This is a genomic window from Methylobacterium nonmethylotrophicum (assembly GCF_004745635.1).
Classification (GTDB): domain Bacteria; phylum Pseudomonadota; class Alphaproteobacteria; order Rhizobiales; family Beijerinckiaceae; genus Methylobacterium; species Methylobacterium nonmethylotrophicum.
In genome coordinates, this window is the sequence record NZ_SRLB01000002.1 from 318181 (window position 1) to 344676 (window position 26496).

Sequence of the window (26496 nt, forward strand, 5' to 3'; positions counted from 1 at the left end):
CACGGCGCGGGTATCGCGGGATCTCGGGGATGGTACGGCGCGGCGGCCCTCGCGGGCCGCCCGGCGGCGTTCACGGCGTAACGAGGCGTTCGATGGCGACGGAAAAGAAGCTCAAGGACCCGGCGGAAGCGGCGCTGTCGGCGATTGAGCAGGCCCTGAACCTGGACCATCCGGCGGAGGGGCAGCTATCCCCGTCGCGGGACGCGGCCGGCGACGGTGTCCGGGTCGAGCCCCGCCTCCCCGACGTGCACGATTCCGATCCGCTCTCGAACGCCGTCGCCCGCGAGCCCGGCTTCGACGGCAGCCCCCTGCCCGGTCCCCGCGACGGCCGGCGCGAGGGCGGGCTGCTGCCGCCCGACCGCTCCCTCGTGGCCAACGATGACCGCCGCAGCGTCGGCGCCCTGCAGCAGACCCTGCGGGTCGAGCCGTCGCGCGGGCCCTACCTCCTGGCGGGCCTGGCGGCGCTGGCCTGGCTCGCCGGCTTCGCGGCCCTTGCCTGGAGCCAGTCGGGCGGCGACCTGCGCGGCTTCGCCGCCGGGCTCACCGGCCTGCAGGGCGCGGTCGGCGCCGCCGCCGTGCTCGCGCCGGTGATGCTGTTCTTCATTGCCGCCATGCTGGCGGTGCGCGCCCAGGAGATGCGCCTCGTCGCCCGGGCGGTCGGCGAGGTGGCGATCCGGCTCGCCGAGCCCGAGGGCTTCTCGACCGACGCGGTCCTCACCATGTCGCAGGCGGTCCGGCGCGAGGTCGCGGCGGTCGGCGACGGCGTCGAGCGGGCGCTCGCCCGCGCCGGCGAGCTCGAGACCCTGGTGCGGGGCGAGATCTCGACCCTGGAACGGGCCTATTCGGACAACGAGATCCGCATCCGCACCCTCGTCGACGAGCTGGTGGCGCAGCGCGAATCCATCGTCGCCAACGCCGAGCGGGTGCGCGGGGCGATCCAGGGTTCGCACCACAACCTGACCCAGGAGCTCGACACCGCCGCCGAGCGCATCGTCACCGCCGTGGACGGCGTCGGCGAGCGGGTGACCGTGGCGCTCGGCGCCCGCGGCGAGGCGATCACGGCGGCGATCGGCGACCGCGGGGACGCGGTGACGGCCGCGCTCGCGGCGACCGGCGACCGGGTGGTGGAGGCCGTGGCCGGCCGCGGCGACGACCTGGTGCAGCGCCTCGTCGCCACCAGCGAGGGCGTGAAGTCCGATCTCGGCGCCGTCGGCGAGTCCCTCGGCCGCGCGCTCGAGAGCCGCGCCGTCGAGGTCACGCAGGCCTTCGAGCGCACCGGGGGCCTGCTCACCCGCACGCTGGCCGAGAATGCCGGCCAGGTCGCCCGCACGCTCGCGGAGACCGGCGCCGGCGTGATCGAGGCCCTCAACCGCGAGGGCGCCCAGGTCCGCGAGACCTTCGAGCGCTCGGCGCAGGGGCTGGAGGAGCGCTTCCTCGCCCGCGGCGGCGACCTCACCGACCGCTTCGCCGAGACCGGCACCGCCATCACCGAGCGCTTCGCGGCCTCCGGCAGCGCCATCGCGGCCCACATCTCCGACCGCGGCGTCGCGCTGCGCGAGGAGATCGAGCGGGCCGGCACCGGGGTCGTCCAGGCCATCGAGGCAAGGGCGGCGGTGGCCGAGGCCGGGCTCACCCGCGCCAGCGACGGCGTGATCGAGGCGTTCGGCGAGCGCGCGACCCAGGTGCGCGACGACCTCTCGGCCCTGGTGGAGGATGCGGCCCAGGCCCTCGGCGTGCGCGGCGCCGACCTGTCGGCCCGTCTCGCGGAGACGATCGGGCGCGTCGAGGAGGTTCTGGTCGGTCATGGCGGCGACCTCGAGCGCAGCCTGGCCTCGACCGGCGAGCGCGTCGCCGCCCTCGTGGGCGACCGCACCGCCGAGGCGGAAGGGCGCATCGGCCAGGCCCTCGATGGCCTGGCGGCCGCCTTCGAGACGAAGAGCCGCGGCCTGATCGACGGCCTCGACCGGCGCACGCAGGAGACCGAGGCCGCCCTCGCCCAGGCGGCCGACGCGCTGCAGGGCAGCTTCGAGGCCCGCACCGCCGGCGCCGGCGAGGCGTTGCGCCGCACGGCGGACGACCTCGGGGCCGATCTCGACGCCCGCGCCGACGCCCTCGCCGAGCGCTTCCGCGCCGCCGCCGCGGCGGCCACCGGCGAGGTCGGCGACCACACCGAGGCAGCGGCCGCCGCCTTCGCCCGCGCGGCCGAGGATGCCGGCCGCACGGTCGCGCTCCGGGCCCAGTCGCTCGACGAGACCCTGCGGGGCACGGTCGCGGGCCTGGCGCGCCAAGCCGAGGACGTCGCCGCCGCCATCGCGCTCGCCACCGAGACCGCCACGGACGCCCTGGACGGCCGCACCGCCGCCCTGACCGCCGCCTTCGCAGCCGCCACCGACGAGGCCGGCCGCGCCGTCGCGGCCCGGCATCAATCCCTCGACGAGGCGCTGCGCGAGACGATCGAGCACCTGACCCGGCAGGCCGAGGACGTGGCCGCGGCGATCGCGCTCGCGGCCGAGAGCGCCACCGGCGCCCTCGACGGCCGCACCGCCGCGGCCGCGGCGGCCTTCGCGGCCGCAGCCGGCGAGGCGAGCCGCCTCATCGGCGAGCGCACCGAGACGGCGGATGCCAGCCTGCGCACCGCGCTCGCCGGCCTGGCCGAGCGGGCGGAAGCCGCCGCCGCGGCGCTGACCGCCTCGGCCGACACGGTCGGGGACGCGCTCCAGGCCCGCTCCGTCGAAGCCGCCGAGATCATGCGCCGCTCCGCCGAGCAGGCGACCGGGGCGCTCGGCACCCGCACGGTCGAGGTGGCGCATATCTTCCGGCGCACGCTGGAGACGACGGGCGCGGAGCTGGACGCCCGCAGCCAGGCAGCGACCGAGCTGTTCCGTCAGGCGACGGCGGCCTCGACGGGCGAGCTGGGCGCGCGGGCGGAGGAAGCCGCGGAGGTTCTGCGTCGGGCGGCCGAGACGGCGACCGGTGCGGTGGGCGCGCGGACGGCGGAGAGCGTGGAGGCGTTCCGGCAGGGGGCCGAGGAGGCGTCGGGTGCGCTGCAGGCGCGCCTGGCGGAGGCTTCGTCGTCCTTCGCCCGTGTGGCGGAGGAGGCCGCCCATCTGATCGGGTCGCGGGCGGGCGAGGCGGATGCGGCGCTGCACGGCGCGGTGGTGGGCCTGGCGGGCCGGGCCGAGGAGGCGGCGCTCGCCATCGGCCGCGCGGCCGAGACCGCGACGGGTGCGCTCGACGCCCGCCTCGCTGAGGTCGGGACGGCGTTCGACGGCCACGGCCGCAGCCTCACCGACCTGCTCGGCCGGCACGCCGACGAGACCCAGACCCGCCTCGCCGCGGTCGGCCGCGACATCGTGGTGGCGGTGGCGAGCCAGGGCGCCCGGGTCAACGACGCCCTCGAGAAGACCGGCACGGTGCTGGCGGGCGCGGCGGAGACCGGCGGCCGCGCGATCGACGAGGTGCTGACGAACCGCCTCGCGGCCTTGCAGGACGCGATCGCCCGCGGCGACATCCTGGCCGACCGCATCTCCCGCGACACCCACGACCTCACCGAGAGCGTCGCCGGCCGCCTCGAGGAGATGGACCGCCTCATCACGGTCCAGGGCCGCGCCGTCGCCGAGACCATCGCCGAGCGCACCCGCGAGGCGCGGGAGGCGGTCGAGGCGCAGCTCGGGGCGCTGGAGGACCGCTCGGCCAAGCGCACCGCCGAGATCGGCGCTACCTTCAGCACCATGGTGGCGCATGTCGACCAGCATATCGGCGCCCGCGCCACGGCGCTCAACGAGGCCCTGATCGTGCGGGCCGGCGAGATGGCCCGGGTGATGGCCGAGGGCGGGCGCGAGGTCGCCCAGGCCCTCGACGGCCGCGCCGACGAGCTCGCCCGCGCCATCACGGCCCGCAGCCAGGCGATGAGCGACGCCCTCACGGCCCGGGTCGGCGAGATCGGCGACGAGCTCGGCCGGCGCACCGAGGAGCTGACCCGCAGCCTCGAAGCCGGCGCCGCCCGCTTCGACGAGCGGGTGATTGCCCGCCTCGAGGGCCTCGGCACGGCGCTCGAGGAGCGCGGCCGCATCGTCGACGAGACCTTCGGGGCCAAGGCCGAGGAGGCCCTGCGCCTGATCGAGAGCCGCACCCGCGGTCTCGACGAGGAGCTGGGCGCGCGCACGCGCGAGCTCGTGACCTTCCTGGAGAGCTACGGCGGCGAGGCGAGCCGCGAGCTCGCGGTGCAGGCGGAGGCGATCCGCGCCGCCTTCGACGGCCGCAACGAGACCCTCGCGCGCCTCGTCGACGAGCGCATCGCCGCGCTGGCGCAGGAGATCGATGAGCGCGGCCGGGCGATGGTCGGCTCGGTCGCCGGCCGCATGACCGAGCTGGCGCGCCTGTTCGACCGGGGCGGCACCGCGCTGGCCGACCTCATCGGGCGGCGCGGCGAGGCGGTCCTCGGCGCCCTGCGCCAATCCGTCGAGGAGGCCGACCGGGTGCTGGCCGAGGGGTCGGGCCGCCTCGAAGTCGCGGTCGGCGACCGCGGCACGGCGCTCGCGGCGCTCCTCGACGAGCGCGGAACCACGGTCGAGCGCCTGTTCGACGAGCGGCTGCAGGCGCTGGGCAGCCTCGTCGACGCGCAGGCCGCGACCCTGCGGGGTCTGCTCGACAGCCAGGCGGAGGCGCTCCATGCCGGCCTCGACGACCGGATCCGCGCCCTGCACGAGGCGCTCGAGCAGCGCGCCGCCGCGGTGAAGAGCCTCCTCGACGACCGGACCGGCACCCTCGGGGCGGTGCTGGACGACAGGGTCGGAACCCTGCGCGGCGTGCTCGCCGAGCGCGGCGACACCCTGGCCTCGGCCCTCGAGGAGCAGGTCGGCCGGGCGGTCGGCACCGTCGACGAGCGCACCCGCGCCCTCACGGGCCTGTTCGACGACCGCCTCGGGGCCCTCGACCACCTGGTGGAGAGGCGCGCCGCAGCGTTCGCGGAGGCGGTGGAGGCCGGCGGCGCGAGCCTGTCGGGCCGGATCGCGGCGGCCCTGCGCGACCTCGACCGTGTGATCGAGGCGCGGGCGCAGGCGCTCGAGACCAGCCTCGACCGGCGCGGCGAGGCGGTGGCGGGCCTCATCGCCTTCCGCGGCGAGGAGGCGGCCGGCCTGCTCGAGAGCCGCGTCGCGACGCTCGGGGACGCCGTGTCGCGCAGTGCCGAGGCGGTGTCCGGGCTCCTGGCCGAGCGCCAGGCCGGTCTCGACGACGCCCTCGACGGCCACCGCAGCGCGCTTGCCCAGACGCTCACCGAGCGGGTCGAGGCCCTGGCGGCTCTGCTGCAGGAGCGCGAGGCGGCGATCGCCGGCACGCTGGAGCGGAGCGGCGGCAACCTCGTGCGCCTGATCGACGTCCGGCAACGGGCGCTCGCCGAGCTGACCGGCGCCGGCGACACGCTCGCCCGCCGGGTGCAGGAGCGCATCGACGTGCTGGCCACCACGATCAGCCGCGGCGGCGATGCGCTGGCGGGCCTCCTCGACTCGCGCAACGCCGACCTCGCCGAGACCTTCGACGGCCGCGGCGCGACGCTGACCGCCCTGCTCGACGCCCGCGTGGCCGAGCTGTCGGGCGCCCTCGAGCGCAGCCGTGCCGCCCTCGAGGCGGTGCTCAGCGGGCAGGTCGAGGTCCTGAGCCGGCGCCTCGACGCCGGCGGCGAGGCGATGGCCGAGCGGCTGCGGGCGAGCGTCGAGGCTCTCGGCGGCACCGTCGAGGAGCGCGCGGCGGCCTTCGGGATGCTGGTCGACGCCAAGGCGGCGGAGCTCGCCGCCCTGATGCAGGCCCGCACCGAGGCCCTGTCCGGCAGCGTCGACGAGCGCAGCGCCGCCTTCACGGCCCGGATCGACGGCCGCATGCGGGCCTTCGCGGCCCTGGTGGCGGCCCGCGGCGAAGCGCTCGCCGACGCCTTCGACGACCGCAGCGACGCCTACGCGGCCCTCGTGGACGCCCGCACGGCGGCGCTGACCGCGGCTCTCGACGAGCGGGTGGCGAGCCTGCACGGCGCCATGGACGAGCGCTCGGCGGCCCTCGCCGCGGCGGTGGACGAGCGCAGCGCGCAGCTCAGCTCGGGCTTCGATCGTCGCGCCGCGGCCTTCGCGGCGTTGGTCGACCAGCGCAGCACCACCCTCACCCGGGCGCTGGCCGAGACCGCCCGGGACCTCACCCAGGCGATCGACGGGCGCGGCGGCGAGCTCACCCGCGGCCTCGCGGAGCGGGTCGAGACCCTGCGGCAGATCGTCGACGAGCGCGGCGGCGCCCTGACGCAGTCGCTCGAGGCGACGACCGCCTCGCTGCACCGGACCATCGACCAGCAGGGCCAGGCCCTGGTGGCGGCGCTGGCCGCGGGCGGCGAGACGGTCGACGGGCTCGACCGCCAGGTCGCGCAGCTGCGCGGCCTGGTCGACGGGCCCGGCGCCGAGCTGGTCGCGGTCCTGGCCCAGCGCAGCGAGGCGCTGGAGCGGGCGGTGACCGAGGGCATGGGCGGCGCCGTCGCGGCGCTCGCCGAGCGGTCCGAGGCGCTGGCGGCGCTCTCGGCCGAGGCGGCCGAGACCCTGCGCCGCGCGGCGGACCAGGGCGCGGCCCGGGCGGTCGAGGCCCTGGCGCAGATCAACCAGCGTCTCGGGGGCGAGCTCGGCGGCCTGATCGGGCGCATCGAGGCGGCCTGCAACGCCCTGCAGGACCTCATTGGCCGCTCCGGCGAGAACCTGTCGGCGATCGAGGGCGGGCTCTCCGGCCGCGTGCAAGAGATCCAGGCGGCGCTGGCCGAGATCGCCGCCGAGACCGGCAAGGCCTCCGACCGGGTCGCCGAGCAGGTCGGTGCGCTCCAGGGCGCGGCGACCGGGGCCCTGCGCCAGGCCGCCAGCCTCGCGGCGACGCTCGACGCCCGCGGCAAGGCCCTGACCGAGACCGCACGCCAGCATCTCGGCGACCTCACGGCCGCCGCCGGGGCGCTCGAGGGCGCGGAGGGCCGGGTGTCCGCCTCGCTCGGCGGGCGCCAGGCCGAGATCGACACCCTGCTCGGCAGCATCGACGCCCGCTCGGCGGCGCTCGCCGCCGCCACGGAGGGCGTCGGCGCCCGCGTCGAGGCCACGCTCAGGACGATCGAGGCCCGCACCCAGGCCCTCGGCCGCGAGATCGAGGCCAGCGCCCGTCAGGCGGGCAGCGCGGTGACGGAGGCGTTCGAGCGCCTGCGCACCGGCACCGGCCAGGAGGGCGAGCGGGCGGCCGAATCGGTCCGCCAGGCGGTGGCGGGCGCCTCCGGCGAGCTGCGCGAGGCCTTCGGCGACGCCGCCGAGCGCTTCCAGGGCACGGTCGAGTCGATGCGCACCATGGCGGGCGAGATCCGCCGCACCCTCGAGGAAATCCGCGGCGACCTGCAGCGCGGCGTGGTCAGCATCCCGCAGGAGGCCCAGGATGCCACCGGCGAGATGCGCCGCGTGGTGGCCGAGCAGATCAAGGCGCTGAACGAGCTCTCGGCCCTTGTCTCGCGCTCGTCCCGCTCGGTCGACGTGGCGCTGCCCCGCGCCGCCGAGGCCGGCCGGCCCACCCCGGCGGCGGCGATCCCGGCACCCGCGACGCCAGCTCCCGCGGCCCCGCGGGCACAGGCACCGGTTCAGGCCCCGGCGCAAGCCTCCGGGCCGGCGCCGGCCCAGGCCCCGAAGCCCCCGGCCGCTGCAACCAAGCCTCCGGTCCAGTCCTCCGGGCAGCCGGCCGCCCGGAGCGCACCCGGCACCGTCCAGGAGCCGGCGCGCCCGGCGGCGCCGCAGGGCGCGGTCCGCCAGCCCGCGCCGCAGGCCGCGACCCGCGCGGGCACCGAGGCGCGCCGGGACGCCGCCCCGACGGCCCGCGCCGGCTCAGGCGGCTGGCTCTCCGACCTCCTCAGCCGCGCCTCCCAGGAGGACGAGGACGACGCAAAGCCCACCGGCAAGGCGGCCGGGCCCGCGGCCTCCGGGACGGCGGCGATCGACTCGATCTCGAGCAACATCGCCCGGATGATCGAGCACCCGGCCGCGGTCGACCTGTGGGAGCGCTACCGGCGCGGCGAGTCGGACCTGTTCACCCGCCGCCTCTACACGGCGGAGGGCCAGCAGACCTTCGACGAGATCCGCCGCCGCTACCGCGCCGAGCCGGAATTCCGCCGCACCGTCGACCATTACGTGCGGGAGTTCGAGCGGCTGCTCGGCGAGGTCTCCCGCACCGACAAGGACCCGCGCCGGGCCAACGCCTACCTCACCTCGGAGAGCGGCAAGGTCTACACCATGCTGGCCCATGCCAGCGGGCGCTTCGACGGGGCGTAGGCGCCGGACGCGGCCAGAGACGGATGAGAGACGCCCCCGGTCCGCATCGGATCGGGGGCGTCTTCGCCTCGCGAGGCGCGAAACCGCTTCCGCCCGATCTGCTCTCATTGCGTGAGCGCGGGCCTTCTCCTCTCCCCGCGGGCGGGGAGAGGCCTTCACCCCCCCCTCGTCGGGGGTGGAGGGAGCCCGTAGGGCGAGGGCGAGGGGGTGTTTCCGGAAGTGCCCCATCCGGCACCTCCCCCTCACCGTCGGGTCGATCCCTAAGGGATCGATGCGCCGCCTCGCTGCGTTCCCTGACCGGGCGTGGGATCTTCGATCCCCAAGCCCTCCCCGCCCGCGGGGAGAGGTCATGCGCACCGCCCTTGCGTGGATCTGCAAGCTCACCGGGGAGAGGCTGGACACGGGACAAGCCCTGTACGTGTCGGAGCGGAGCAAGCAGAAGCCGTCGGAATGGTGCCTGCGGTTCGCATGCGGTCAGATGCCGAGCGCAATGGCCGTCGTGGAAGAACAGCGGCCCTGCGATCACCTCCGCTTGGACCCTGCCGCCGGATTGCGGTTCCCGCGCCGCGCTGCAATCCTGCAAGGAGCAGGTCTCTTCGCGGGCGTCGCACCCATGCAATCCTCGGCTCAGGTCCCCGGCGACGCCGCACTGCCGCCATACGGGAACGGGACGCTGCCCGCGGGGATCCGGTCGCGGCTCATCCCGGGGCTCAACGGCCTGACCGTCCACGTGCTGGAGGCCGGGTTCGAGCCGGCCGGCCGGCCGCTCGTCATCCTCCTGCACGGGTTCCCGGAACTCGCCTATAGCTGGCGCAGAATCATGCTGCCGCTGGCGCAGGCGGGCTTCCACGTCGTGGCCGCCGACCAGCGCGGCTACGGCCGGACGACGGGGTGGGACCCGTCCTACGAGGCGAGCACGCATCCCTTCGGCTTCGTGAACGTCGTCACCGATACGCTGGCGCTCGCCGCCGCCCTGGGCCGCCGGCAGGTCGCCTGCGTGGTCGGCCACGATGCCGGCTCGCCCGCCGCGGCGTGGTGCGCGCTCATCCGGCCCGACGTCTTCCGCGCCGTGGTGATGATGAGCGCGCCCTTCGCCGGACCGCCGGCGCTGCCGGTGGGTGCCCCTCGCCCCGGCCCGGCCGAGAGCGACGATGCGCTGGACGCCCAGCTCGCCGCCCTGCCGCGGCCACGGAAGTTCTACCAGCGCTGGTACCGGATGCGGGAGGCCAACGACGACATGCTGCATGCGCCGCAGGGTCTGCACGCGTTCCTGCGCGCCTATTACCATGCCAAGAGCGCCGACTGGGCGGACAACGCGCCCCACCCGCTCGCGTCGCGCGCGGCCGAGGAGTTCGCCAAGCTTCCGACCTACTACATCATGGACCGCCGGAAGGGCATGGCGGAGACGGTGGCAACCGAGATGCCGTCCGCGGATCAGGTCCGGTCCTGCGCGTGGCTGACGGAGGCCGAACTCGACGTCTACGTGACGGAATACAGCCGGACCGGCTTCCAGGGCGGCCTGCAGGGCTACCGCCGCTACACCGATGCGGACTGTATCGCCGACCTGAGCATCTTCGCCGGCCGCACCATCGACGTGCCGGCGAGCTTCATCTCGGGCCGGAGCGACTGGGGCGTCTACCAGACGCCGGGCGCCGTCGAGGCGATGCGCGAGGCCTGCACACGCCTGACCGGCTTCCACCTCGTCGAGGGCGCCGGCCACTGGGTGCAGCAGGAGCAGCCGGCCGAGGTCGCCCGGCTCATCACGGCGTTCATCCGCTCGACGGCGTGAGCGGTCCGCGGCCGGCCCCGGGGCGCTGCCCGTCAGAGCAGGCCGAGCGAGGCCAGTTCCCGCCGCATCGATTCCGGCATCGCCGCGAGGTCGCCCGCGGCGTTGCGCGAGATGTCGCGCGGCGCGTCGCTGGCCGCGAGGTAGCGCCAGCCCTGGAACGGCCGGCACGGCCGGGGCTCGACCGGCGTGACCTCCGGGTCGAGGACGAGGCGGCAGCGGCCGACGCCCTCCCCATCGGTGAAGGGGCGGATCGCCAGCACCGGCTGGCGGCAGGCGATCAGGCCGCGGATCACCCAGTAGAGCGAGCCCGCGCCGACGATCTCGTCGCCGCGCTTGGGCACCATGCGGGTGATGTGGGCCTGCTCGTGCGGGCGGCTCTGGCGGGCCGATTCGGCTCGGCGGGCGGCGATCCACTCCTCGAGGTCGGCGATGGACTCGCAGCCGACGCAGAGCTTGAGGAGGTGCAGGGGCATCGCGGCCGGGCCTGACGGTGAGGGAGGCCGGCTCCCTGCGGGGCGATCGTGGCAGCGCGAGGGCGAGCGCCCGCACGGCGCTCAGGTGAAGCGGGCGAGCTTTTCGTCGAGGTCGAGGTCGTCGATCTCCGCGAAGGCGTCCTCGAGCGGCACCGCGTACTCCGGCTCCGGTGCGGCCGCCGCCTCGCGGATCGGCAGGAAGGCGAGGTCGTCGTCGGGCAAGGCCGGCTCGACCAGGCGCAGCCGCGGCGCCGGGGCGGCCTCCTCGTCCTCGACCGGGGCCTGCCCCTGGCCGGTCGCCACGATCTGGTCGACATCGTCCTGGTCGAGGGTGGTGTCCGGCACGGCCTCCCGGCTCTGGGCCGGCGCCGGCGGGTCGTCCTCGCTGGCCCAGATCTCGATCATCGCGGTCAGGCGCTGCTCGAGGTAGCGCAGGGTGTTGACGATGCGGCTGGTGCGCTGGGCCGTCAGGTCCTGGAACGAGCAGGCGGTATAGATCTGGGTCGCGTTGTGGTCGAGGCGGTCGCAGATCCGGCTGTCGGCCCCGGTCTCCCGCAGGGTCCAGGCCACCTCCTGCACCTCCTCGGCCGCCTGGAGGATGTCCGAGGTGGCGCGCTCGGTGGTGCGCACGATGCCGTCCAGGGCCTCCGACGCCGCGCCGAGCTGGCTCTGGTCCTGGTCGGGGGTGTGGATCGCCGCGATCTCGGACTTGGTCCGACTGATCGCCTTGGCCATCTCGATCAGGTCGAAGCGCAGGCGCTCCATGCCGGGGGGCCCGCGCTCGCCCGTCACCGCGTTCTCGAGCCGGCCGATCGCCTGGAGCAGCATGTCGGTATCGGCGGTGCGGTTGCGCCTCGCATACTCGCCGAGGAACCAGCGCCCGCGCGCCGTCTCCAGCATGGCGCCCTCGATGACGTCGTACTCCTCCCGCGGCGCGGGGAGCGAAGGGGTCCCGGTCATCTCACCTGCCCTGTCATCGCCAGCCAGATCGGACGGCCCGGCGGCGTCGCCCGCGAGGGCGAAACGTCGAAGAGGCTTGACATCCCGGCGTTAACGACGGCTTACGCCAGGCCCGTCCAGGGGCGGCTGATTCGCCCAGGCCCCAGGGCAGGACCCTGGGCCACGATCCCGGGGATCCGCGTGCCCTCTCCCCCGCCCTCCTCCCGCGACGGCCTTCGCCTCGCCCTGCTCTACGCGGCGGTGTTCGCCGGCATCGGCGTGGCAATGCCGTTCCTGCCGCTCTGGCTCGCCGGCCTCGGCCTCGGGCCGGAGCTGATCGGGGCGCTGGTGGCGCTGCCGATCCTGGTCAGGATCGCCGTCACGGCGCCCCTCGTCGGCCTCATCGACCGCGGGATCCCGGCGCGCACGCTCATGGTCGCCGGCAGCCTCGGGCTCGCCGCGACCTATGCGCTGATGCCGGCGGCCGCCGCCCTGGGCTGGCCGCTGCTCGCCGGGGTGATCGCCCTCAACGCCGTCGCCGGGGCGTCCCTGGTGCCGTGCCTCGACTACCAGAGCCTCGCCGCATCGCGGCGCAGCCCGGGCCTCGACTACGCCCGAATCCGGCTCGGCGGCTCCCTCGGCTTCCTGGCCGCCAGCCTCCTCGGCGGCTGGCTCCTCGGCGTCGTCGGCACCGGCAGCATCACGGGGTTCCTCGCCGGCCTCGAACTCGCCTCGGCCGCCGGGGCCGCCCTCCTGCTCCGCCGGGCGGACACGGCGCGGCCGGGTCCCCGCCCGTCCGGCCGCACGCCTCTCCCGGCCGCCCTGTGGCTCGCCATCGCGGCCGGCGCGGCGATCCAGGCGAGCCATGCCGCATTCTACGCCTTCGGCAGCATCCACTGGGTCGACCTCGGCCTGTCGCCGGCGGCCACCGGATTCGCCTGGAGCCTCGGCGTCGTCGCGGAGATCGCGTTCTTCGCCCTGGCGGGCCGCATCGCGGTCCTTCGCGACGCACCGTTCCGCCTGCTCGCCCTCGGGGCCGCGGCCGCCCTCCTGCGCTGGGCCGGCCTGCTCGCCGCCTCCGGCCTGCCGGCGCTGGTCCTGCCGCTCCAACTGCTGCACGGGCTCACCTTCGGGGCGACGCAGCTCGGCGCCATGGCGGCCCTGTCGCGCCTCGCCCCGGAGGGCGGGCGCGGCGGCGCCCAGGGGATCTATGCCGCCTGCGCCTCCCTCGCCTCGGCGAGCGCAACGCTCGCGAGCGGCGCGGCCTACCGGGCCGGCGGCGCGCCCCTCGCCTTCGGGCTGATGCTGCCGGTGGCCGGCCTCGGCCTCGCCCTGACCCTGGCGGCCGCGAGGGCGTCGCGCCGGTAGCCGCCTTCCGCAGGTGAGCCGCCGCGCCACGCTGGGTTGCGCTCCCGCCCCATGGTTTGCGAATTGTTAGCACGACGGGGTATAGGACCGGCCCGAGGGGATCACGTGGCGAACCAGGGAGGCCGGCCCGTGCCGACCGCACCCAGCACGCGGGGGGCCGATCCGGCCCGCGTCGCGGTCGAGCGCGTCCGCGAGGGTCTCGCCGCGCGCCTGACCGGACGCTGGACCGCCGACCAGGCACCCGCCGTCGAGGCCGCGTCCGCCGAGATGCTGGCGGCGTCCGGGGGCGCTCCCCTCGTCATCGACCTCTCGGGCCTGTCCCGCCTCGACACCCTCGGGGCGTGGGTGCTGGAGCGCAGCCGCGCGAGACTGCCCGCCGGCACGGCCTATGCGGGCGCCGCACCCGAGCACCTGATCCTCCTGCGCGAGGTCGCCTACCGGGAGGCGGAGCCGGCGCCGCGCCGGCGGCGCCTGCGCCCCCTCGACCCGGTGGCGGGCCTCGGGTCCGGGGTCCGGAACCTCGGCCGCGAGGGCGTGGCCGGCCTCGCCTTCCTGGGCGAGGTGGTGGCGGGCTGCCTGCGGGTGCTCGCCCGACCGCGCAGCTTCCGCGGGCCCGCCCTCGTCAACCAGGTCGAGCAGATCGCGCTGCGCGGCGCGCCGATCATCATGCTGATCGCGTTCCTGGTCGGCTGCATCGTCACCCAGCAGGGCATCATCCAGCTCCAGCGCTTCGGCGCCCAGAGCTACGTCGTCAACATGATCGGCATCCTGTCCCTGCGCGAACTCGGGGTCCTCCTGACCTCGATCATGGTGGCGGGCCGCTCCGGCTCGGCCTTCACGGCGGAGATCGGCTCGATGCGCATGCGCGAGGAGGTCGACGCGCTGCGCGTCATGGGCCTCGACCCGATCGAGATCCTGATCGTGCCGCGCATCCTCGCCCTGATGCTGGCCCTGCCGCTCCTGGCCTTCCTGGCCGACCTCGCGGCGCTGGCCGGCGGCGCGCTCACCTCGCTCATCTATGGCGGGATGTCGCTCGAGGCCTTCGCGTTCCGGCTGCAGAACGCGATCGGCTTCCGTCACGTCGCGATCGGCCTGATCAAGGCGCCGTTCATGGCGCTGATCATCGGCATCATCGCCTCCGTCGAGGGATTCATGGTCGAGGGCTCGGCCGAATCCCTCGGCCGCCATGTCACCGCCTCAGTCGTCAAGTCTATCTTCATGGTCATCGTCCTCGATGGACTCTTCGCGGTGTTCTTCGCGGCCATCGACTTCTGAGCGAGGCGAACCCGACCCTTGCCCCTCCCGAACCCCGCCCCCTCCACTGTGCCGAGCGGCGACGCGATCATCCGCGTGCGCGACCTCGTGGTCGGCTTCAACGACCGCACGGTGCTCAAGGGGCTCAACCTCGACATCCGCCGGGCCGAGATCCTGGGCTTCGTCGGCCCCTCCGGCCAGGGCAAGTCGGTGCTCACCCGCACGCTGCTCGGCCTGGTGCCGAAGCGCTCCGGCACGATCGAGGTCTTCGGCGAGGACGTCGACCGCCTGACCCTGGCGCAACGCCGGGTGATCGAGCGGCGCTGGGGCGTGCTCTTCCAGCAGGGCGCGCTCTTCTCGGCGCTCACCGTCAAGCAGAACATCCAGGTGCCGATGCGCGAGCACCTGAACCTGTCGGAGCGCCTGCTCGACGAGTTCGCCCGCCTCAAGATCGAGATGGTCGGCCTGAAGCCCGACGCCGCCGACAAGCTGCCCTCGGAGCTCTCCGGCGGCATGATCAAGCGGGCGGCTCTGGCCCGGGCGCTGGCCCTCGACCCCGAGGTGCTCTTCCTCGACGAGCCGACCTCCGGCCTCGACCCGATCGGCGCCGGCGAGTTCGACGAGCTGGTGGCGACCCTCCAGCGCACGCTCGGGCTCACCGTGTTCATGGTCACCCACGATCTCGACAGCCTCTACACCGCCTGCGACCGCATCGCGGCGCTCGGGGACGGCCAGATCATCGCCGAGGGGCCGATCGACGCGATGCTCGCCTCCGACCATCCCTGGCTGCGCTCCTACTTCCACGGCAAGCGCGCCCGCTCGATCGCGGTGCCGGAGGCGGCCGCCTCGGCCCGCGGGCTGGTGGAGGGCGTCGCCTGATGTGCGCTCGCGCACCAGCCGGACGGCCCGCCTCGCCTAAGCTTGGCGGGTTGGGCCGTGCCCCGAGGTTCCGCGCCGGGCTGATCCCCCGGCCCCCCGCCCCGCACGAGCACGGAAACCGTTAAGGCATGGAAACCCGCGCCAACAACGTCCTGATCGGCGCCTTCACGCTGGCGGTGATCGCGCTCGGCTTCGCCTTCGCGTTCTGGCTGCGCGGCGGCTCGTCCAACCAGGCCCGGATGCCGGTCCGCATCGTGTTCTCGGGCGGCGTCGGCGGCCTCGCCAAGGGGGCGAGCGTCACCTTCAACGGCATCCGGGTCGGCGAGGCCACCGACGTGCACCTGCTGCCGCAGGATCCGCGCCGGGTGACGGCGATCGTCGAGATCAACCGCGGCACGCCGTTGCGCGTCGATACGCGGGCCCGCCTCGACATGGCGATGCTGACCGGAGTCGCCTCGATCGCGCTCGTCGGCGGCAGCGCCGAGGCCGCAGCCCTGGCCCCGATCGGCGACGATCCGATCCCGACCATCTTCGCCGATCCCTCCGACATCCAGGACCTGATGGTGGCCGCCCGCACCATCGCGCAGCGCGCCGACGACATGCTCCAGCGTCTCGACCGGGTGGTCGCCGGCAACGAGGGCGCGATCAACCGGACGCTCGCGAATGTCGAGCGGTTCTCGAAGACGCTGAGCGACAGCGCGCCGGCCCTCGACGCCCTGACCAAGGCGGTGGACGGCGCCAAGCTCGCCAGCCTGATCGACAACGCCGACCGCTTCTCGGGGGCGCTGGCGGCGGCCTCGCCCGACGTCCAGGCCGGATTGCACGACGCCCGCAGCCTCGCCGGCAAGCTCAACGCCTCGGCCGACCGGCTCGACGCGGTGCTGAAGGGCGCCGAGGGCTTCCTCGGCTCGGCCTCGGGGGATGCCGGCAAGAGCACCTTCGCGGAGGTGCGCGAGGCCGCCATCTCGATCCGCGAGGCGGGCCGCGCCTTCCGCACCATGTCGGAGAACCTCGACAAGCGCACCGCCACCCTGACCCAGAGCGTCAGCCGCCTCAGCGGCGCCGGCCGGCGCGAGGTGCAGACCCTCTCGACCGACGGCCAGCGCACCCTCAACAGCCTCAACAGCGCCGTGCGCAACATCGAGCGCGACCCGTCCCAGGTGATCTTCGGCGGCAAGCCGTCGTTGCCGGAATACAACGGTCGCTGATCATGTTGCAGTGCAGCCTCGGCGTGGTTGCACCCGCGCGCGTGCCGGGGCGTTGTCAGGCCATGTTCGGCCAAGCTTCCGGGTCCGTCCCGGCCAGGTCCCCCGCAGGTTCGCCCGCTCCCATGCTCCTCCTGGCCCCCTTGCTGCGCCCCTTGCCGCCCCCCTTGCCGCGCCTCGCCCGCCGCCGGCCCGGACCGCTCGTCGCCCTCGGCCTGGCCCTGCTCGTCGGCGCCTGCGGCAGCGGCGCGGCGCCGACGACCTTCGACCTCACCGCCCTGCCGGGTGCGGCCCGCAGCGGCGCGGCGCGCCGCTCGATCGTGGTGGCGGAGCCGGTCGGGCTGCAGCCCTTCGAGGCCGACCGGATCATCGTGCGCGAGCCCGGCGGCGCCGTGTCCTATCTCGGCGGCGGCCAGTGGGCCGACCGGCTGCCGCGACTGGTCCAGACCCGGCTGATCCAGAGCCTCGAGAACGCCAACCGGCTGAAATCGGTGAGCCGGCCGGGCGACAAGGTCGCGGCCGACACGATCCTGATCACCGACCTGCGCGCCTTCGACATCAATGCCGGCACCCGCGAGGCGGTGGTCGACCTCTCGGCCAAGCTGATCCAGGAGAGCAGCGGCACGGTGATCGCCGCCAAGATCTTCCAGGCCCGGGTGCCGGTCGCGGCGGTGAGCGCGCCGGTCGCGGCGAACGGCCTCGACCGGGCGCTGTCGCTGGTGCTCGCCGACATGGTGCGGTGGATCAACTCGGGGGGGTGAGGGCGCGCCCACCCATGGTCACGGTCGCCTGCCGGCGCCGCTCACTCCATCACCGCCGCTTTCATGATCACCACCATCATGGCGCGCCCCGTCGCCTCGCTGACGCAGCGCACGGTGTGGGGGCGGTCGCAGCGGTAGCGCAGGGTCTCGCCGGCTCGCGCCCGCTGCACCGCGCCGGCCACGTCGACCTCGAACTCGCCCTCGGTGACCGACAGGCACTCGACCGAGCCGCGCTGGTGGGCGTCGGAATCGAGCACGCCGCCGGGATCGGCCGAGAGGTCGTACCATTGCAGCCACTCGACGGTCTTGATCCAGCCGATGATCGCGAGCCGCATGCGGCCGTCGTCGGAGACCAGGATCGGCGTGTCGGCCCGGGACGACTTCTCGATGAACGGCTCCTCGTCGCCGGTGGCGAGCACCCGCTCGATCGAGACGTCGAGGGCCTGGCTCAGGCGCCAGATCGTCGCCAGGGTCGGGTTGGTCTCGTTGCGCTCGATCTGGCTGATGATCGACTTCGCGACGCCAGACTGCTCGGCGAGCTCCGAGAGCGACAGGTTGTAGGCCTTGCGCAGGCGCTGGATGGTCTTGCCGAGCTGGCCCGACAGCACCTGCGCTCCGGTCACCAGGTCCTTCGTGCGCTCCCGCCCCCGCTCGACGCCCATCGCCCGCCCTTGAACCCTGCTGGTGGCGTTCCGCATTCCGAACGCCCGTGCGCTCCATCAAACGCAATCGCGGGGGGCGCGCAAGGGTCCATGCGGCCGCGTCGGGTGATTCCCGGGGGGATGATGCGGTCAGCGCCACCAGGCGTGGAAGTGGTGCACCGGACCGCTGCCGTGCCCGATCCGGATCTGCCCGGAGGCGGCGAGCGCGGCGCTCAGATAGGTCTTGGCGTCCTGCGCGGCCTCCGGCAGGGGCAGGCCGCGGGCGAGCCCGGCCGCGACCGCCGCCGACAGGGTGCAGCCGGTGCCGTGGGTGTTGCGGGTCGCGATCCGGGGACCGGTCAGGCGCAGGACCGCGTCGCCGGGGCCGACCAGGAGATCGACGCTCTCGGGGCCTTCGCCGTGGCCGCCCTTCATCAGCACCGCCCGGGGCCCTAGCGCCAGGAGGCGCCGCCCCTGGTCGAGCATCGCCGCCTCGGTCCCGGCGATCTCCTCCCCCAGCAGCACGGCGGCTTCCGGCAGGTTCGGGGTCAGCAATGCGGCCTGGGGCAGGAGATCGCGGCGCAGGGCCTCGACCGCGTCGTCGGCGAGCAGCCGGTCGCCGCTCGTCGCCACCATCACGGGGTCGAGCACCAGGGGCAGGCCGGCGGCGTGCCGCGCCAGCCCCTCGGCCACCGCGGCGATCACCGCCGCGCGCGACAGCATGCCGATCTTCACCGCCCTCACGTCGAGGTCGGAGAAGACGCTCTCGATCTGGCGGGCGACGAAGTCGGGAGGCACGTCGTGGATCGCCTGGACGCCGCGTGTGTTCTGGGCGGTCAGGGCAGTGAGCACGCTGGCGCCGTAGACGCCGAGCGCCGAGAAGGTCTTGAGGTCGGCCTGGATGCCGGCGCCGCCCCCGGAATCCGAGCCCGCGACCGTGACGGCGATCATGCGGCGCTCCCGCTCATGCCGACCCCCGCGCCGCCAGCGCCCCGTCGACGACCGCGCGCAGGTCGCGCGCCCGCGCCTCGACGTCGCGGCCGGTGCCGAACAGGGCCGAGATCAGCGCGATCCCGTCCGCCCCCGCCCCGATCGTCGCGGCCGCGTTGCTGCGGTCGATCCCGGCAATCGCCCCGACCGGCAGGCCGGCGCCGCGGGCAAGCCGCGCCCGGAAGACGATGCGGTTGAGCCCGTCGAGCCCGACCGGCGGGTCCGGGTTGTCCTTGCTGGTGGTCGAGAACACGCCGCCGATGCAGGCGTAATCCACCGGCAGCCGGTAGAGCTCGTCGGCCTGGGCCGCGTTCTTGACGGTGAGCCCGACGATCGCGCCGCGGGGCAGGAGGCGCCGGGCATCGGCCGGGTGCAGGTCCTCCTGGCCGAGATGCACGCCCTCGGCGCCGGCGGCGAGCGCGAGATCCACCCGGTCGTTGACGAGGAGCGGCACCCCGGTGCCCTTGAGCGCGTCGTGGATCCGGCGCAGGCGCGCCACGGTCTCGCGGGCGTTGGCGATCGTCTTCTCGCGGTATTGCAGCAGGGTGCATCCGCCCGACGCGGCCTCCGCCGCCATCCGGGCGAGGTGATCGGCATCGCCGCCGCAGACCCCGACATCGAGGAGGCCGTAGAGCCGCAGGTCGACCGGCACGGTCGCGTGCCCGCCCTCGGGACTCACGGGCGGGCTCCCGCGGGACGCGGGCGGGGGCGTGCGGGCATCGGGGGCGCTTCCCTTCTGAGCCCGGGACGGCGGGCGCGACGAACTCGTCATCCCGGAGTAAGGGCCGGGCGGCGCGGGCGTCAACGGGTCGTGGCTTCAGCTCGCGCGGGCCCCGCCCGCCGCCGCCTCGCGCGCCCGCTCGACCACGAGCCGCCGCTCGCGCCACACCACGAACACGCCCGCCGCCGCCACGATGGCGCCGCCCACCGCGATCGAGGCGGTGGGGAGCTGGCCGAACACGAACCAGCCGATCAGCAGCGACCACAGCATGGTGGTGTACTCGAACGGCGCGACCAGGGAGGCGTCGCCGTGGCGATAGCTCTCGGTGAGCAGGATCTGACCGATGCCGCCGAGGACGCCCACGACCACGAACAGCGCGAGATCGGCGAGCCCCGGCATCCGCCAGCCGAGGACCAGGGTCGAGAGGCCGAGGAGCGAGGTGAACAGGAAGAAGTAGAGCACGATGGCGCCGGTGCGCTCGGTCCCGGTGAGCTTGCGCACCTGGATGGTGGCCGCCGCCGAGCAGCCCGCCGCCAGGATCGCGAACAGGGCGCCGGTGCCCCCGCCGGCGCCGCCGCCGAACTCGAGATGGGGCGCGAGCGTGATCAGCACGCCGAGGAAGCCGACGCTGACCCCGGCCCAGCGATAGGCCTGGACCCGCTCGCGCAGCACGACCGCGGCCAGCACCACCACGAGGAGCGGCGAGGCGTAGCCGATCGCCACCGCGTCGGAGAGCGGCAGGAACGAGAGGCCGGCGAAGCCCGCGAACATGCCGCAGGCGCCGATGATGCTGCGCAGCACATGGCCCTTGAGGTTCCGCGTCCGCACCGCGTCCCGCACGCTGCCCTGCCAGCGCAGCCAGAGCAGCAGCGGCGCGATCGCGATGAAGGAGCGGAAGAAGACGATCTCGCCGGTCGGGAACCGGTCGGCCAGCGTCTTCACGCCGGCGGACATCAGCGTGAAGGCCAGCGCCGAGAGAACCTTGAGCCCGATGCCGAGATAGGGTCGGGCGGCCTCGCGACCCGACGCGCCAGATCCGGTGACCGACCGGCCGGGGACGACGAGGGGGGCTGCCATGGGCGGGGCGCTTTTCTTGGGGAACGCAAGGGGGAGAATGCGCGGCGGCGAACGGCCAAGGCGCACCCTTCACAACCACGAATCGTGACGGCCGAGATAGGGGCGGCCGCGGGCGGCTGATCTGCGCCATCCGCATGCTGCCTTTAAGTCTCCGCCAACGAATTCCGGCCCTCATCCCCGGCCGTGCTCCCGAGATCCGGACCCGCGTCATCAAAGTGATACGCGAATGGGGTTTGGCTGGCGCGAGACGCCGCCAAGGAGATTGCACGTGGCCGAGGACGCCGACGCGCTTCGCGTGCGAACCCTCTTCCTCTCGGACATCCACCTCGGAACGAAGGGATGCCAGGCCGAGCTGCTGCTCGACTTCCTGCGCGCGGTGGATGCCGACGAGATCTATCTGGTCGGCGACATCGTCGACGGCTGGAAGCTGCGCTCAGGCTGGTACTGGCCGCAGGCGCACAACGACGTGGTGCAGAAGCTGCTGCGCAAGGTGCGCAAGGGCTCGCGCCTGGTCTACGTGCCGGGCAACCACGACGAGTTCCTGCGCGACTTCCTCGACATGCATTTCGGCGGCATCGAGATCCAGGACCAGGTGCTGCACGAGGCGGCGGACGGCAAGCGCTACCTCGTCATCCACGGCGACCAGTTCGACCTCGTGGTGCGCCATGCCCGCTGGCTCGCGCTGCTCGGCGACGGCGCCTACACGGCGGCGCTCTTCGTCAACACCCACCTCAACTGGGTCCGCCGGCGCCTCGGCCTGACCTACTGGTCGCTCTCGGCCTGGGCCAAGCTGAAGGTGAAGAACGCCGTCAACTTCATCGGCCGCTTCGAGGAATTCCTGATCGCCGAGGCCCGCCGGGCCGAGGCCGACGGGGTGATCTGCGGCCATATCCACCACGCGGCGAGCCGCATGGTCGGCGACATGCATTATCTCAACACCGGCGACTGGGTCGAATCCTGCACGGCGGTGGTCGAGCATTACGATGGCGCGATGGAAGTGATCCGCTTCGCCGAGTGGACGCGGGCGAACGCCGAGGCGGCGCTTCCCCTCACCTCCCAGGGCCGTCCGGTCGCCCCGGTCGAGGAGCTGGCGCCCGCCGCCCGCACCCTGCCGGAGCACCCGGCCGCCGGCACCGCCAGCGCCAGGGCGGTCGCGTGAGGCTCCTCGTCGCGACCGACGCCTGGCACCCCCAGGTCAATGGCGTGGTGCGGTCCCTCGAGCACATGGTCGCGGCGGGCCGCCGGCGCGGCCACGACCCGGTGATGCTGACGCCCCTCGACTTCGCCAGCGTGCCGCTGCCGGGCTATCCGGAGATCCGGCTGTCGCTCGTGACCGCCCGCGGCGCCGCCGCCCGCTTCCCGGCCCTGGCGCCGACCCACGTCCACATCGCCACCGAGGGGCCGATCGGGCTCGCCACCCGCCGGGTCTGCCTGGCGCAGGGGCGCCCCTTCACCACGAGCTACCACACCCGCTTCCCCGAATACCTCGCCGCCCGCCTGCCCGTGCCGGAACGCTGGAGCTACGCCTGGCTACGCCGGTTCCACGGCGCCGCGAGCGGCACGATGGTGAGCACGCCCTCGCTGGAGCGCGACCTGGCCTCCCGCGGATTCACCCGGCTGATGCGCTGGACCCGCGGCGTCGACACCACGCTGTTTCGCCCCCGCGACGGCGAGGCGCCGCCCGAGGCCCTGGCCGGGCTGCCCCGCCCGTTCCTCCTGTTCGTCGGCCGGCTCGCGGTCGAGAAGAACGTCGAGGCGTTCCTGCGCCTCGCTCTCCCGGGCACCAAGCTCGTCGTCGGCGACGGGCCGGACCGGGCGCGGCTCGCCGGCATCGATCCCGGCGCGCGCTTCCTCGGCACGCTGACCGGCGAGGCCTTGGCCCGGGTCTACGCGGCCTCCGACGCCTTCGTGTTCCCGAGCCTGACCGACACCTTCGGCATCGTGCTGCTCGAAGCCCTGGCGAGCGGCCTGCCGGTGGCGGCCTACCCGGTCACCGGCCCCCTCGACGTGATCGGCGGCACCGCGGCCGGCATCCTCGACCACGATCTCGGTGCGGCGGCCCGCGCGGCGCTCACCATCCCCCGGGCTTCGTGCCGCACGGAGGCTCTGCGCTACACCTGGGAGGCGAGCGCCGACCAGTTCTACGGCAACATCGAGGCCGCCCACGCCGAGGGCGTGCCGGCGCAGCGTCGCCGGCGGCCGGGCCTGCTGCGGGCCCTGCCGGGCGAGGCCCCGGCGCCGATGCCGCGGGTGGGTGAGGGCTGACCCAGCCTGCATCGGCTCGTCCGCTCAACCATGTCGCGTGGAATTCGACCGTCAGGGAGTGGCTCCGACCAGCAGGACGGCATCTGGTCATGCGATAAGGTTTGCGAGCTGAGCCTTCAGTGGCTCTTCATCACTTTGGAAGCTGGCGATCATGGCTGAAAGGAATGCAGGCGGATCGAGTCGCTTGAGATCGAGCGGGTGTCCGGCTTGCGCCGCGAGCAACGTCATGAACGCGAGTTGCGCGCGGCCGTTGCCGTCACGAAAGGCATGGATGGCGTTCAAGTCTGCGAGGACGTGAGCGGCGCCGGTGACGAAGCCCGCCCTATCTCTTTGGCGCACCACATTGTTCCGCCGAAGCTCGGTGAACACACGGCGCAGCTCGGCGTCAATGCGTTCCGGGTAGCAGAAAACACTGTCGCCCTTGGAGATGCGCACCGTGCGCAACCGGCCTGCCCACGAATAGACATCTCGAAAAATATGGTGATGGATGGTGCAGTAATGCCGCAAACCCCAGCGTCCTGCCGGCATTGGCTCTTGGAAGCGGCGAGCGGTCGCGACTGCCTCGAACCGATCCAGCTCGGCCCGCGCGGTCAGGCCAGGAATATTGATGAGGACAGTCGAGCCGGAATAGCAATACGGATCGGAGATAGCCTCGTACATAATACGGTCATGCTGGCTTGCGCCCGTATTTCTCGGCAATGAATTGCGTGCGCTCCTCAGAACTCATACCACGTTCCTCGAAAGAGAGGAGATCGCGCTTCATTTCCGCAGTCAAATATATCCCCTCCACGGCGCTGATCTTCTCAAAAGCCTCGAGCCCGAGGACACGCTTCGTGTGCTGCTTTCCCGACTTGTCGGCGCGCGCTTTGCTCATGTCATCAGGCTAGCACATCGAGCGGCGCCTGACATCACGCTCGCCGGCCCAACTCCTTTCGGCGAGCGGTTCCGGCCGCTTCACGTAAACAGATCCACCACCTCGAACCCTCTTCCCGCCAGCCGCTCGCTCAACACCCGCCGGTGGCAGCGCTCCGGGTCGCGCTCGAAGCACAGCAGGCAGGTCGGCCCGGCGGCCGCCAGGGCCGCCAGCTCGTCGAGGGCGGCCTGCCCGCCGGCGGTGTCCAGAACCTCGTCGCAGTAGATCCGCCGCATCAGCCCGGCATCGTGGGCGCGGGCCGCCTCGCGGCCGGCCTTCGGCGTGCCGAGGCTGCGCAGATGCTGGTACCCGATTCCCACCTCGGCCATCCCGGCCGCGAGCGCGCTCTTCGAGAAGCCACGCTTGCGCGACAGGGCCACCGCCCGCACATCGGCTAGGGTCGCCACGCCCGCCCCGCGCAGGGAAGCGGCGAAACGCTCAGAATCGGCGCCTTCGTACCCGATGGTGAACAGAACCTTGGCCACGCCACGCCTCGACAAATGTCAGCCTCGCCCGTGGCTTATGCCCGATGGCCGAGGCCCGGGCGAGCCCCGGGCCGCCGCCACGTGGCTTTCGCGCCACGGTTTTCGGAATTCCGTTCAGATCCCGTCAAGCTTCCATTAACCGGCCCCACCGCATCGAATAGCCATAGTGTTCCGCGTCAAGCCAGGTCGCGCCCCGATGCCGATGGAGTCGATCGTCACCCCCGCCCCATGGTCCTCCGCCCTGTCGCGGGGCTTGACTTGGGGCAAGCGCGCGCTCGCCGCGGCGAGCCTTGCCGCACTGACCGCCTGCGCCGGCGGGGGCGCCGATTTCTACCCGACCAAGGGGGACGTGAAGCCCCATCCCGGCGTCGCCCGGGCCAAGCAGCACCCGATCCAGGGGATCGACGTCTCGAAGTGGCAGGGTCCGATCGACTGGACCTCGGTGAAGGGCGCGGGCACCCAGTTCGCGTACATCAAGGCCACGGAGGGCGGCGACCACATCGACGACCGGTTCCGCGAGAACTGGGACGGCGCCGGCCGGGCCGGCGTGCCGCGGGGCGCCTACCACTTCGTGTTCTGGTGCCGCTCGGCCAAGGACCAGATGGACTGGTTCAAGCGCAACGTCCCCAACGACCCGACCGCCCTGCCCCCGGTCCTCGACGTCGAATGGAACGGCCACTCCCAGACCTGCCCGAAGAAGCTGCCCAAGGCCCAGGCCCTGGCCATGACCGAGTACATGCTGCGGGAGATGGAGGCCTATACCGGCAAGCGGCCGATCATCTACACCGACATCACCTTCCACAAGGACGTGCTGGAGGGCGAGCTGCCGGACTATCCCCATTGGGTCCGCTCGACCGCCGCCGAGCCGGAGCAGCGCTACGCCAACCGCGACTGGATGCTGTGGCAGTTCACCTCGACCGGCCGGGTGCCGGGCGTGCGCGGCGACGTCGACCGCAACGCCTTCTACGGCACCCAGGCCGAGTGGGCCTCGTTCCTCGCCACCGACTGCGACCCGCGCCACCACCGCCGTCTCTCGGCCGCGGGCCTGTGCACCGACAAGTGACCGCGGCGGTGCGGTGACGGGAGACGACGAAGCCCGGCGCGCGGGATGCGGCCGGGCTTCGTCGCTGCGGGATCGTCAATCCCACTCGCGACCTCATCCTGAGGTGCTGGCGATCGAAAATCGACCAGCATCTCGGATGAGGTTGCGAGAAGGATAAGCGGCAGATCGTAGCCGCTCACCCGTTGCGGAACGTGTAGCTGTACCCGTTCAGGGCCGGCGCGCCGCCCAGATGCGCGTAGAGCACCTTCGATCCCTTCGGGAAGAAGCCTGTCTGCACGAGGTCGATCAGGCCCTGCATCGACTTGCCCTCGTAGACCGGGTCGGTGATCATCGCCTCGAGCCGGGCCGCGAGGCGGATGGCCTCCACGGTCTCCTTCGAGGGCACGCCGTAGACCGGATAGGCGTAGTCCTCCTTGAGCACCACGTCGTCCGCGACGATCTCGCCCGCACCCACCAGGGCGGCGGTGTTCCGGGCGATCTCCAGCACCTGCGCCTTGGTCTGGGCCGGGGTGCAGGAGGCATCGATGCCGATGACGTTCCGCGCCCGGCCGTCGGGCTTGAAGCCGACCAGCATGCCCGCATGGGTCGAGCCGGTGACGGTGCAGACGACAACGTAATCGAAGTGGAGGCCCATCTCGGCCTCCTGCCGGCGCACCTCCTCGGCGAAGCCGACATAGCCGAGCCCGCCGAACTTGTGCACCGAGGCGCCGGCGGGAATCGGGTAGGGCTTGCCGCCCTTCGCCTTCACGTCCTCGATCGCCCGCTTCCAGCTGTCGCGGATGCCGATGTCGAAGCCGTCATCGACGAGCTGCGACTCGGCGCCCATGATCCGCGTCAGCATGATGTTGCCGACCCGGTCGTAGACCGCGTCCTCGTGCGGCACCCAGGCCTCCTGGATCACCCGGCACTTCATGCCGATCTTGGCCGCCACCGCCGCCACCATGCGGGTGTGGTTCGACTGCACGCCGCCGATCGACACCAGGGTGTCGGCGCCCGAGGCGATCGCGTCCGGCACGATGTATTCGAGCTTGCGCAGCTTGTTGCCGCCGAAGGCCAGCCCCGAGTTGCAGTCGTCGCGCTTGGCGTAGATCTGCACGTCGCCGCCGAGATGGGCGGTCAGGCGCGGCAGATGCTCGATCGGGGTCGGCCCGAAGGTCAGGGGGTAGCGCTCGAACTGCGACAGCATCGACGGGATCATCGCGGGGTCCTCGGGTGGAAGCCGCCGCCAAGGTACCCGCGATCGGGCGGAAGGTGCTCTCGAAATTGCGCGATTTTCGACGCGTGGGGCGCCGCGAGGATTGATGGCGTGATAGAACCTTCCGCATAGAGGCGGTTGTGCGGAAGGATCGTTC

At 73.5% G+C, this 26496-nt stretch carries 20 protein-coding genes; 10 read left to right on the top strand and 10 right to left on the bottom strand.

The window, feature by feature from the left end; translation table 11 throughout:
- Positions 1-92: 92 nt before the first annotated feature.
- Both EU555_RS04250 and EU555_RS04255 read left to right on the top strand, forming a co-directional pair.
- Positions 93-8321, top strand: a complete 8229-nt coding sequence (locus EU555_RS04250; protein ID WP_135413272.1) for an apolipoprotein A-IV repeat region-like domain-containing protein — start codon at positions 93-95, stop codon at positions 8319-8321.
- A gap of 613 nt (positions 8322-8934) precedes the next feature.
- Positions 8935-10110, top strand: coding sequence for an alpha/beta hydrolase (locus EU555_RS04255; RefSeq protein ID WP_135413274.1), 1176 nt, complete (start codon positions 8935-8937; stop codon positions 10108-10110).
- Positions 10111-10142: 32 nt separating this feature from the next.
- Here EU555_RS04255 and EU555_RS04260 read toward each other — a convergent pair whose 3' ends face one another.
- On the bottom strand, positions 10143-10583 hold the full coding sequence (locus tag EU555_RS04260; RefSeq protein WP_135413276.1) for a DUF1489 family protein: 441 nt from the start codon (positions 10581-10583) through the stop codon (positions 10143-10145).
- A gap of 81 nt (positions 10584-10664) precedes the next feature.
- Positions 10665-11543, bottom strand: a complete 879-nt coding sequence (locus tag EU555_RS04265) for a hypothetical protein (protein ID WP_135413278.1) — start codon at positions 11541-11543, stop codon at positions 10665-10667.
- Positions 11544-11723: 180 nt separating this feature from the next.
- Here EU555_RS04265 and EU555_RS04270 point away from each other — a divergent pair, with 180 nt between their 5' ends.
- From EU555_RS04270 to EU555_RS04290, 5 genes are all read left to right on the top strand, one after another.
- Positions 11724-12890 (top strand): MFS transporter, encoded by a 1167-nt coding sequence (locus EU555_RS04270; RefSeq protein WP_135413280.1) that lies wholly within the window; start codon positions 11724-11726, stop codon positions 12888-12890.
- A gap of 129 nt (positions 12891-13019) precedes the next feature.
- Positions 13020-14165, top strand: coding sequence for an ABC transporter permease (locus EU555_RS04275; protein ID WP_425375080.1), 1146 nt, complete (start codon positions 13020-13022; stop codon positions 14163-14165).
- A gap of 18 nt (positions 14166-14183) precedes the next feature.
- On the top strand, positions 14184-15023 hold the full coding sequence (locus tag EU555_RS04280; RefSeq protein ID WP_205820761.1) for an ABC transporter ATP-binding protein: 840 nt from the start codon (positions 14184-14186) through the stop codon (positions 15021-15023).
- A 128-nt stretch (positions 15024-15151) separates the two neighbouring features.
- Complete coding sequence (locus tag EU555_RS04285; protein WP_135413284.1) at positions 15152-16231, top strand: MlaD family protein; 1080 nt, start codon at positions 15152-15154, stop codon at positions 16229-16231.
- A 122-nt stretch (positions 16232-16353) separates the two neighbouring features.
- The gene (locus tag EU555_RS04290; protein WP_135413286.1) at positions 16354-16989 is read left to right on the top strand and encodes an ABC-type transport auxiliary lipoprotein family protein; all 636 of its coding nucleotides are present in this window, start codon (positions 16354-16356) and stop codon (positions 16987-16989) included.
- Between the two features lie 41 nt (positions 16990-17030).
- Here EU555_RS04290 and EU555_RS04295 read toward each other — a convergent pair whose 3' ends face one another.
- The 4 genes from EU555_RS04295 to EU555_RS04310 form a co-directional block, all read right to left on the bottom strand.
- Positions 17031-17651, bottom strand: a complete 621-nt coding sequence (locus EU555_RS04295) for a helix-turn-helix domain-containing protein (RefSeq protein ID WP_135413493.1) — start codon at positions 17649-17651, stop codon at positions 17031-17033.
- A 129-nt stretch (positions 17652-17780) separates the two neighbouring features.
- Positions 17781-18581: a bifunctional hydroxymethylpyrimidine kinase/phosphomethylpyrimidine kinase gene (thiD, locus tag EU555_RS04300; protein WP_135413288.1), complete on the bottom strand. Its 801-nt coding sequence runs from the start codon at positions 18579-18581 to the stop codon at positions 17781-17783.
- Positions 18582-18594: 13 nt separating this feature from the next.
- A complete protein-coding gene (gene thiE / locus EU555_RS04305) occupies positions 18595-19299 on the bottom strand; it encodes a thiamine phosphate synthase (protein WP_245524133.1) in 705 nt (234 codons plus the stop codon).
- Between the two features lie 138 nt (positions 19300-19437).
- Complete coding sequence (locus EU555_RS04310) at positions 19438-20418, bottom strand: DMT family transporter (protein WP_135413292.1); 981 nt, start codon at positions 20416-20418, stop codon at positions 19438-19440.
- Positions 20419-20686: 268 nt separating this feature from the next.
- Between EU555_RS04310 and EU555_RS36810 the strand changes: the two genes are divergently transcribed.
- Complete coding sequence (locus EU555_RS36810; protein ID WP_135413294.1) at positions 20687-21577, top strand: UDP-2,3-diacylglucosamine diphosphatase; 891 nt, start codon at positions 20687-20689, stop codon at positions 21575-21577.
- Positions 21574-22683, top strand: a complete 1110-nt coding sequence (locus EU555_RS36815) for a glycosyltransferase family 4 protein (protein WP_135413296.1) — start codon at positions 21574-21576, stop codon at positions 22681-22683. The genes EU555_RS36810 and EU555_RS36815 overlap by 4 nt, the downstream gene beginning before the upstream one ends.
- Before the next feature lie 87 nt (positions 22684-22770).
- On the opposite strand, the gene EU555_RS04325 is transcribed toward EU555_RS36815, so the two are convergent.
- The 3 genes from EU555_RS04325 to EU555_RS04335 all read right to left on the bottom strand — a co-directional run bounded on the left by EU555_RS04325 (position 22771) and on the right by EU555_RS04335 (position 24081).
- Positions 22771-23343 (bottom strand): Fic/DOC family protein, encoded by a 573-nt coding sequence (locus EU555_RS04325; protein ID WP_135413298.1) that lies wholly within the window; start codon positions 23341-23343, stop codon positions 22771-22773.
- Positions 23344-23350: 7 nt separating this feature from the next.
- Entirely contained in the window at positions 23351-23557 is a 207-nt protein-coding gene (locus EU555_RS04330; protein WP_135413300.1) for a hypothetical protein, read from the bottom strand.
- Between the two features lie 80 nt (positions 23558-23637).
- Positions 23638-24081 carry a DUF488 domain-containing protein gene (locus EU555_RS04335; protein WP_135413302.1) on the bottom strand — a complete coding sequence of 148 codons (444 nt, stop codon included), beginning with the start codon at positions 24079-24081 and terminating at the stop codon, positions 23638-23640.
- Between the two features lie 202 nt (positions 24082-24283).
- On the opposite strand from EU555_RS04335, the gene EU555_RS04340 reads away from it, so the two are divergent.
- The gene (locus EU555_RS04340) at positions 24284-25144 is read left to right on the top strand and encodes a glycoside hydrolase family 25 protein (protein WP_425375085.1); all 861 of its coding nucleotides are present in this window, start codon (positions 24284-24286) and stop codon (positions 25142-25144) included.
- A 175-nt stretch (positions 25145-25319) separates the two neighbouring features.
- Here EU555_RS04340 and EU555_RS04345 read toward each other — a convergent pair whose 3' ends face one another.
- Positions 25320-26330, bottom strand: coding sequence for a 1-aminocyclopropane-1-carboxylate deaminase (locus EU555_RS04345; RefSeq protein WP_135413495.1), 1011 nt, complete (start codon positions 26328-26330; stop codon positions 25320-25322).
- Positions 26331-26496 lie beyond the last annotated feature (166 nt).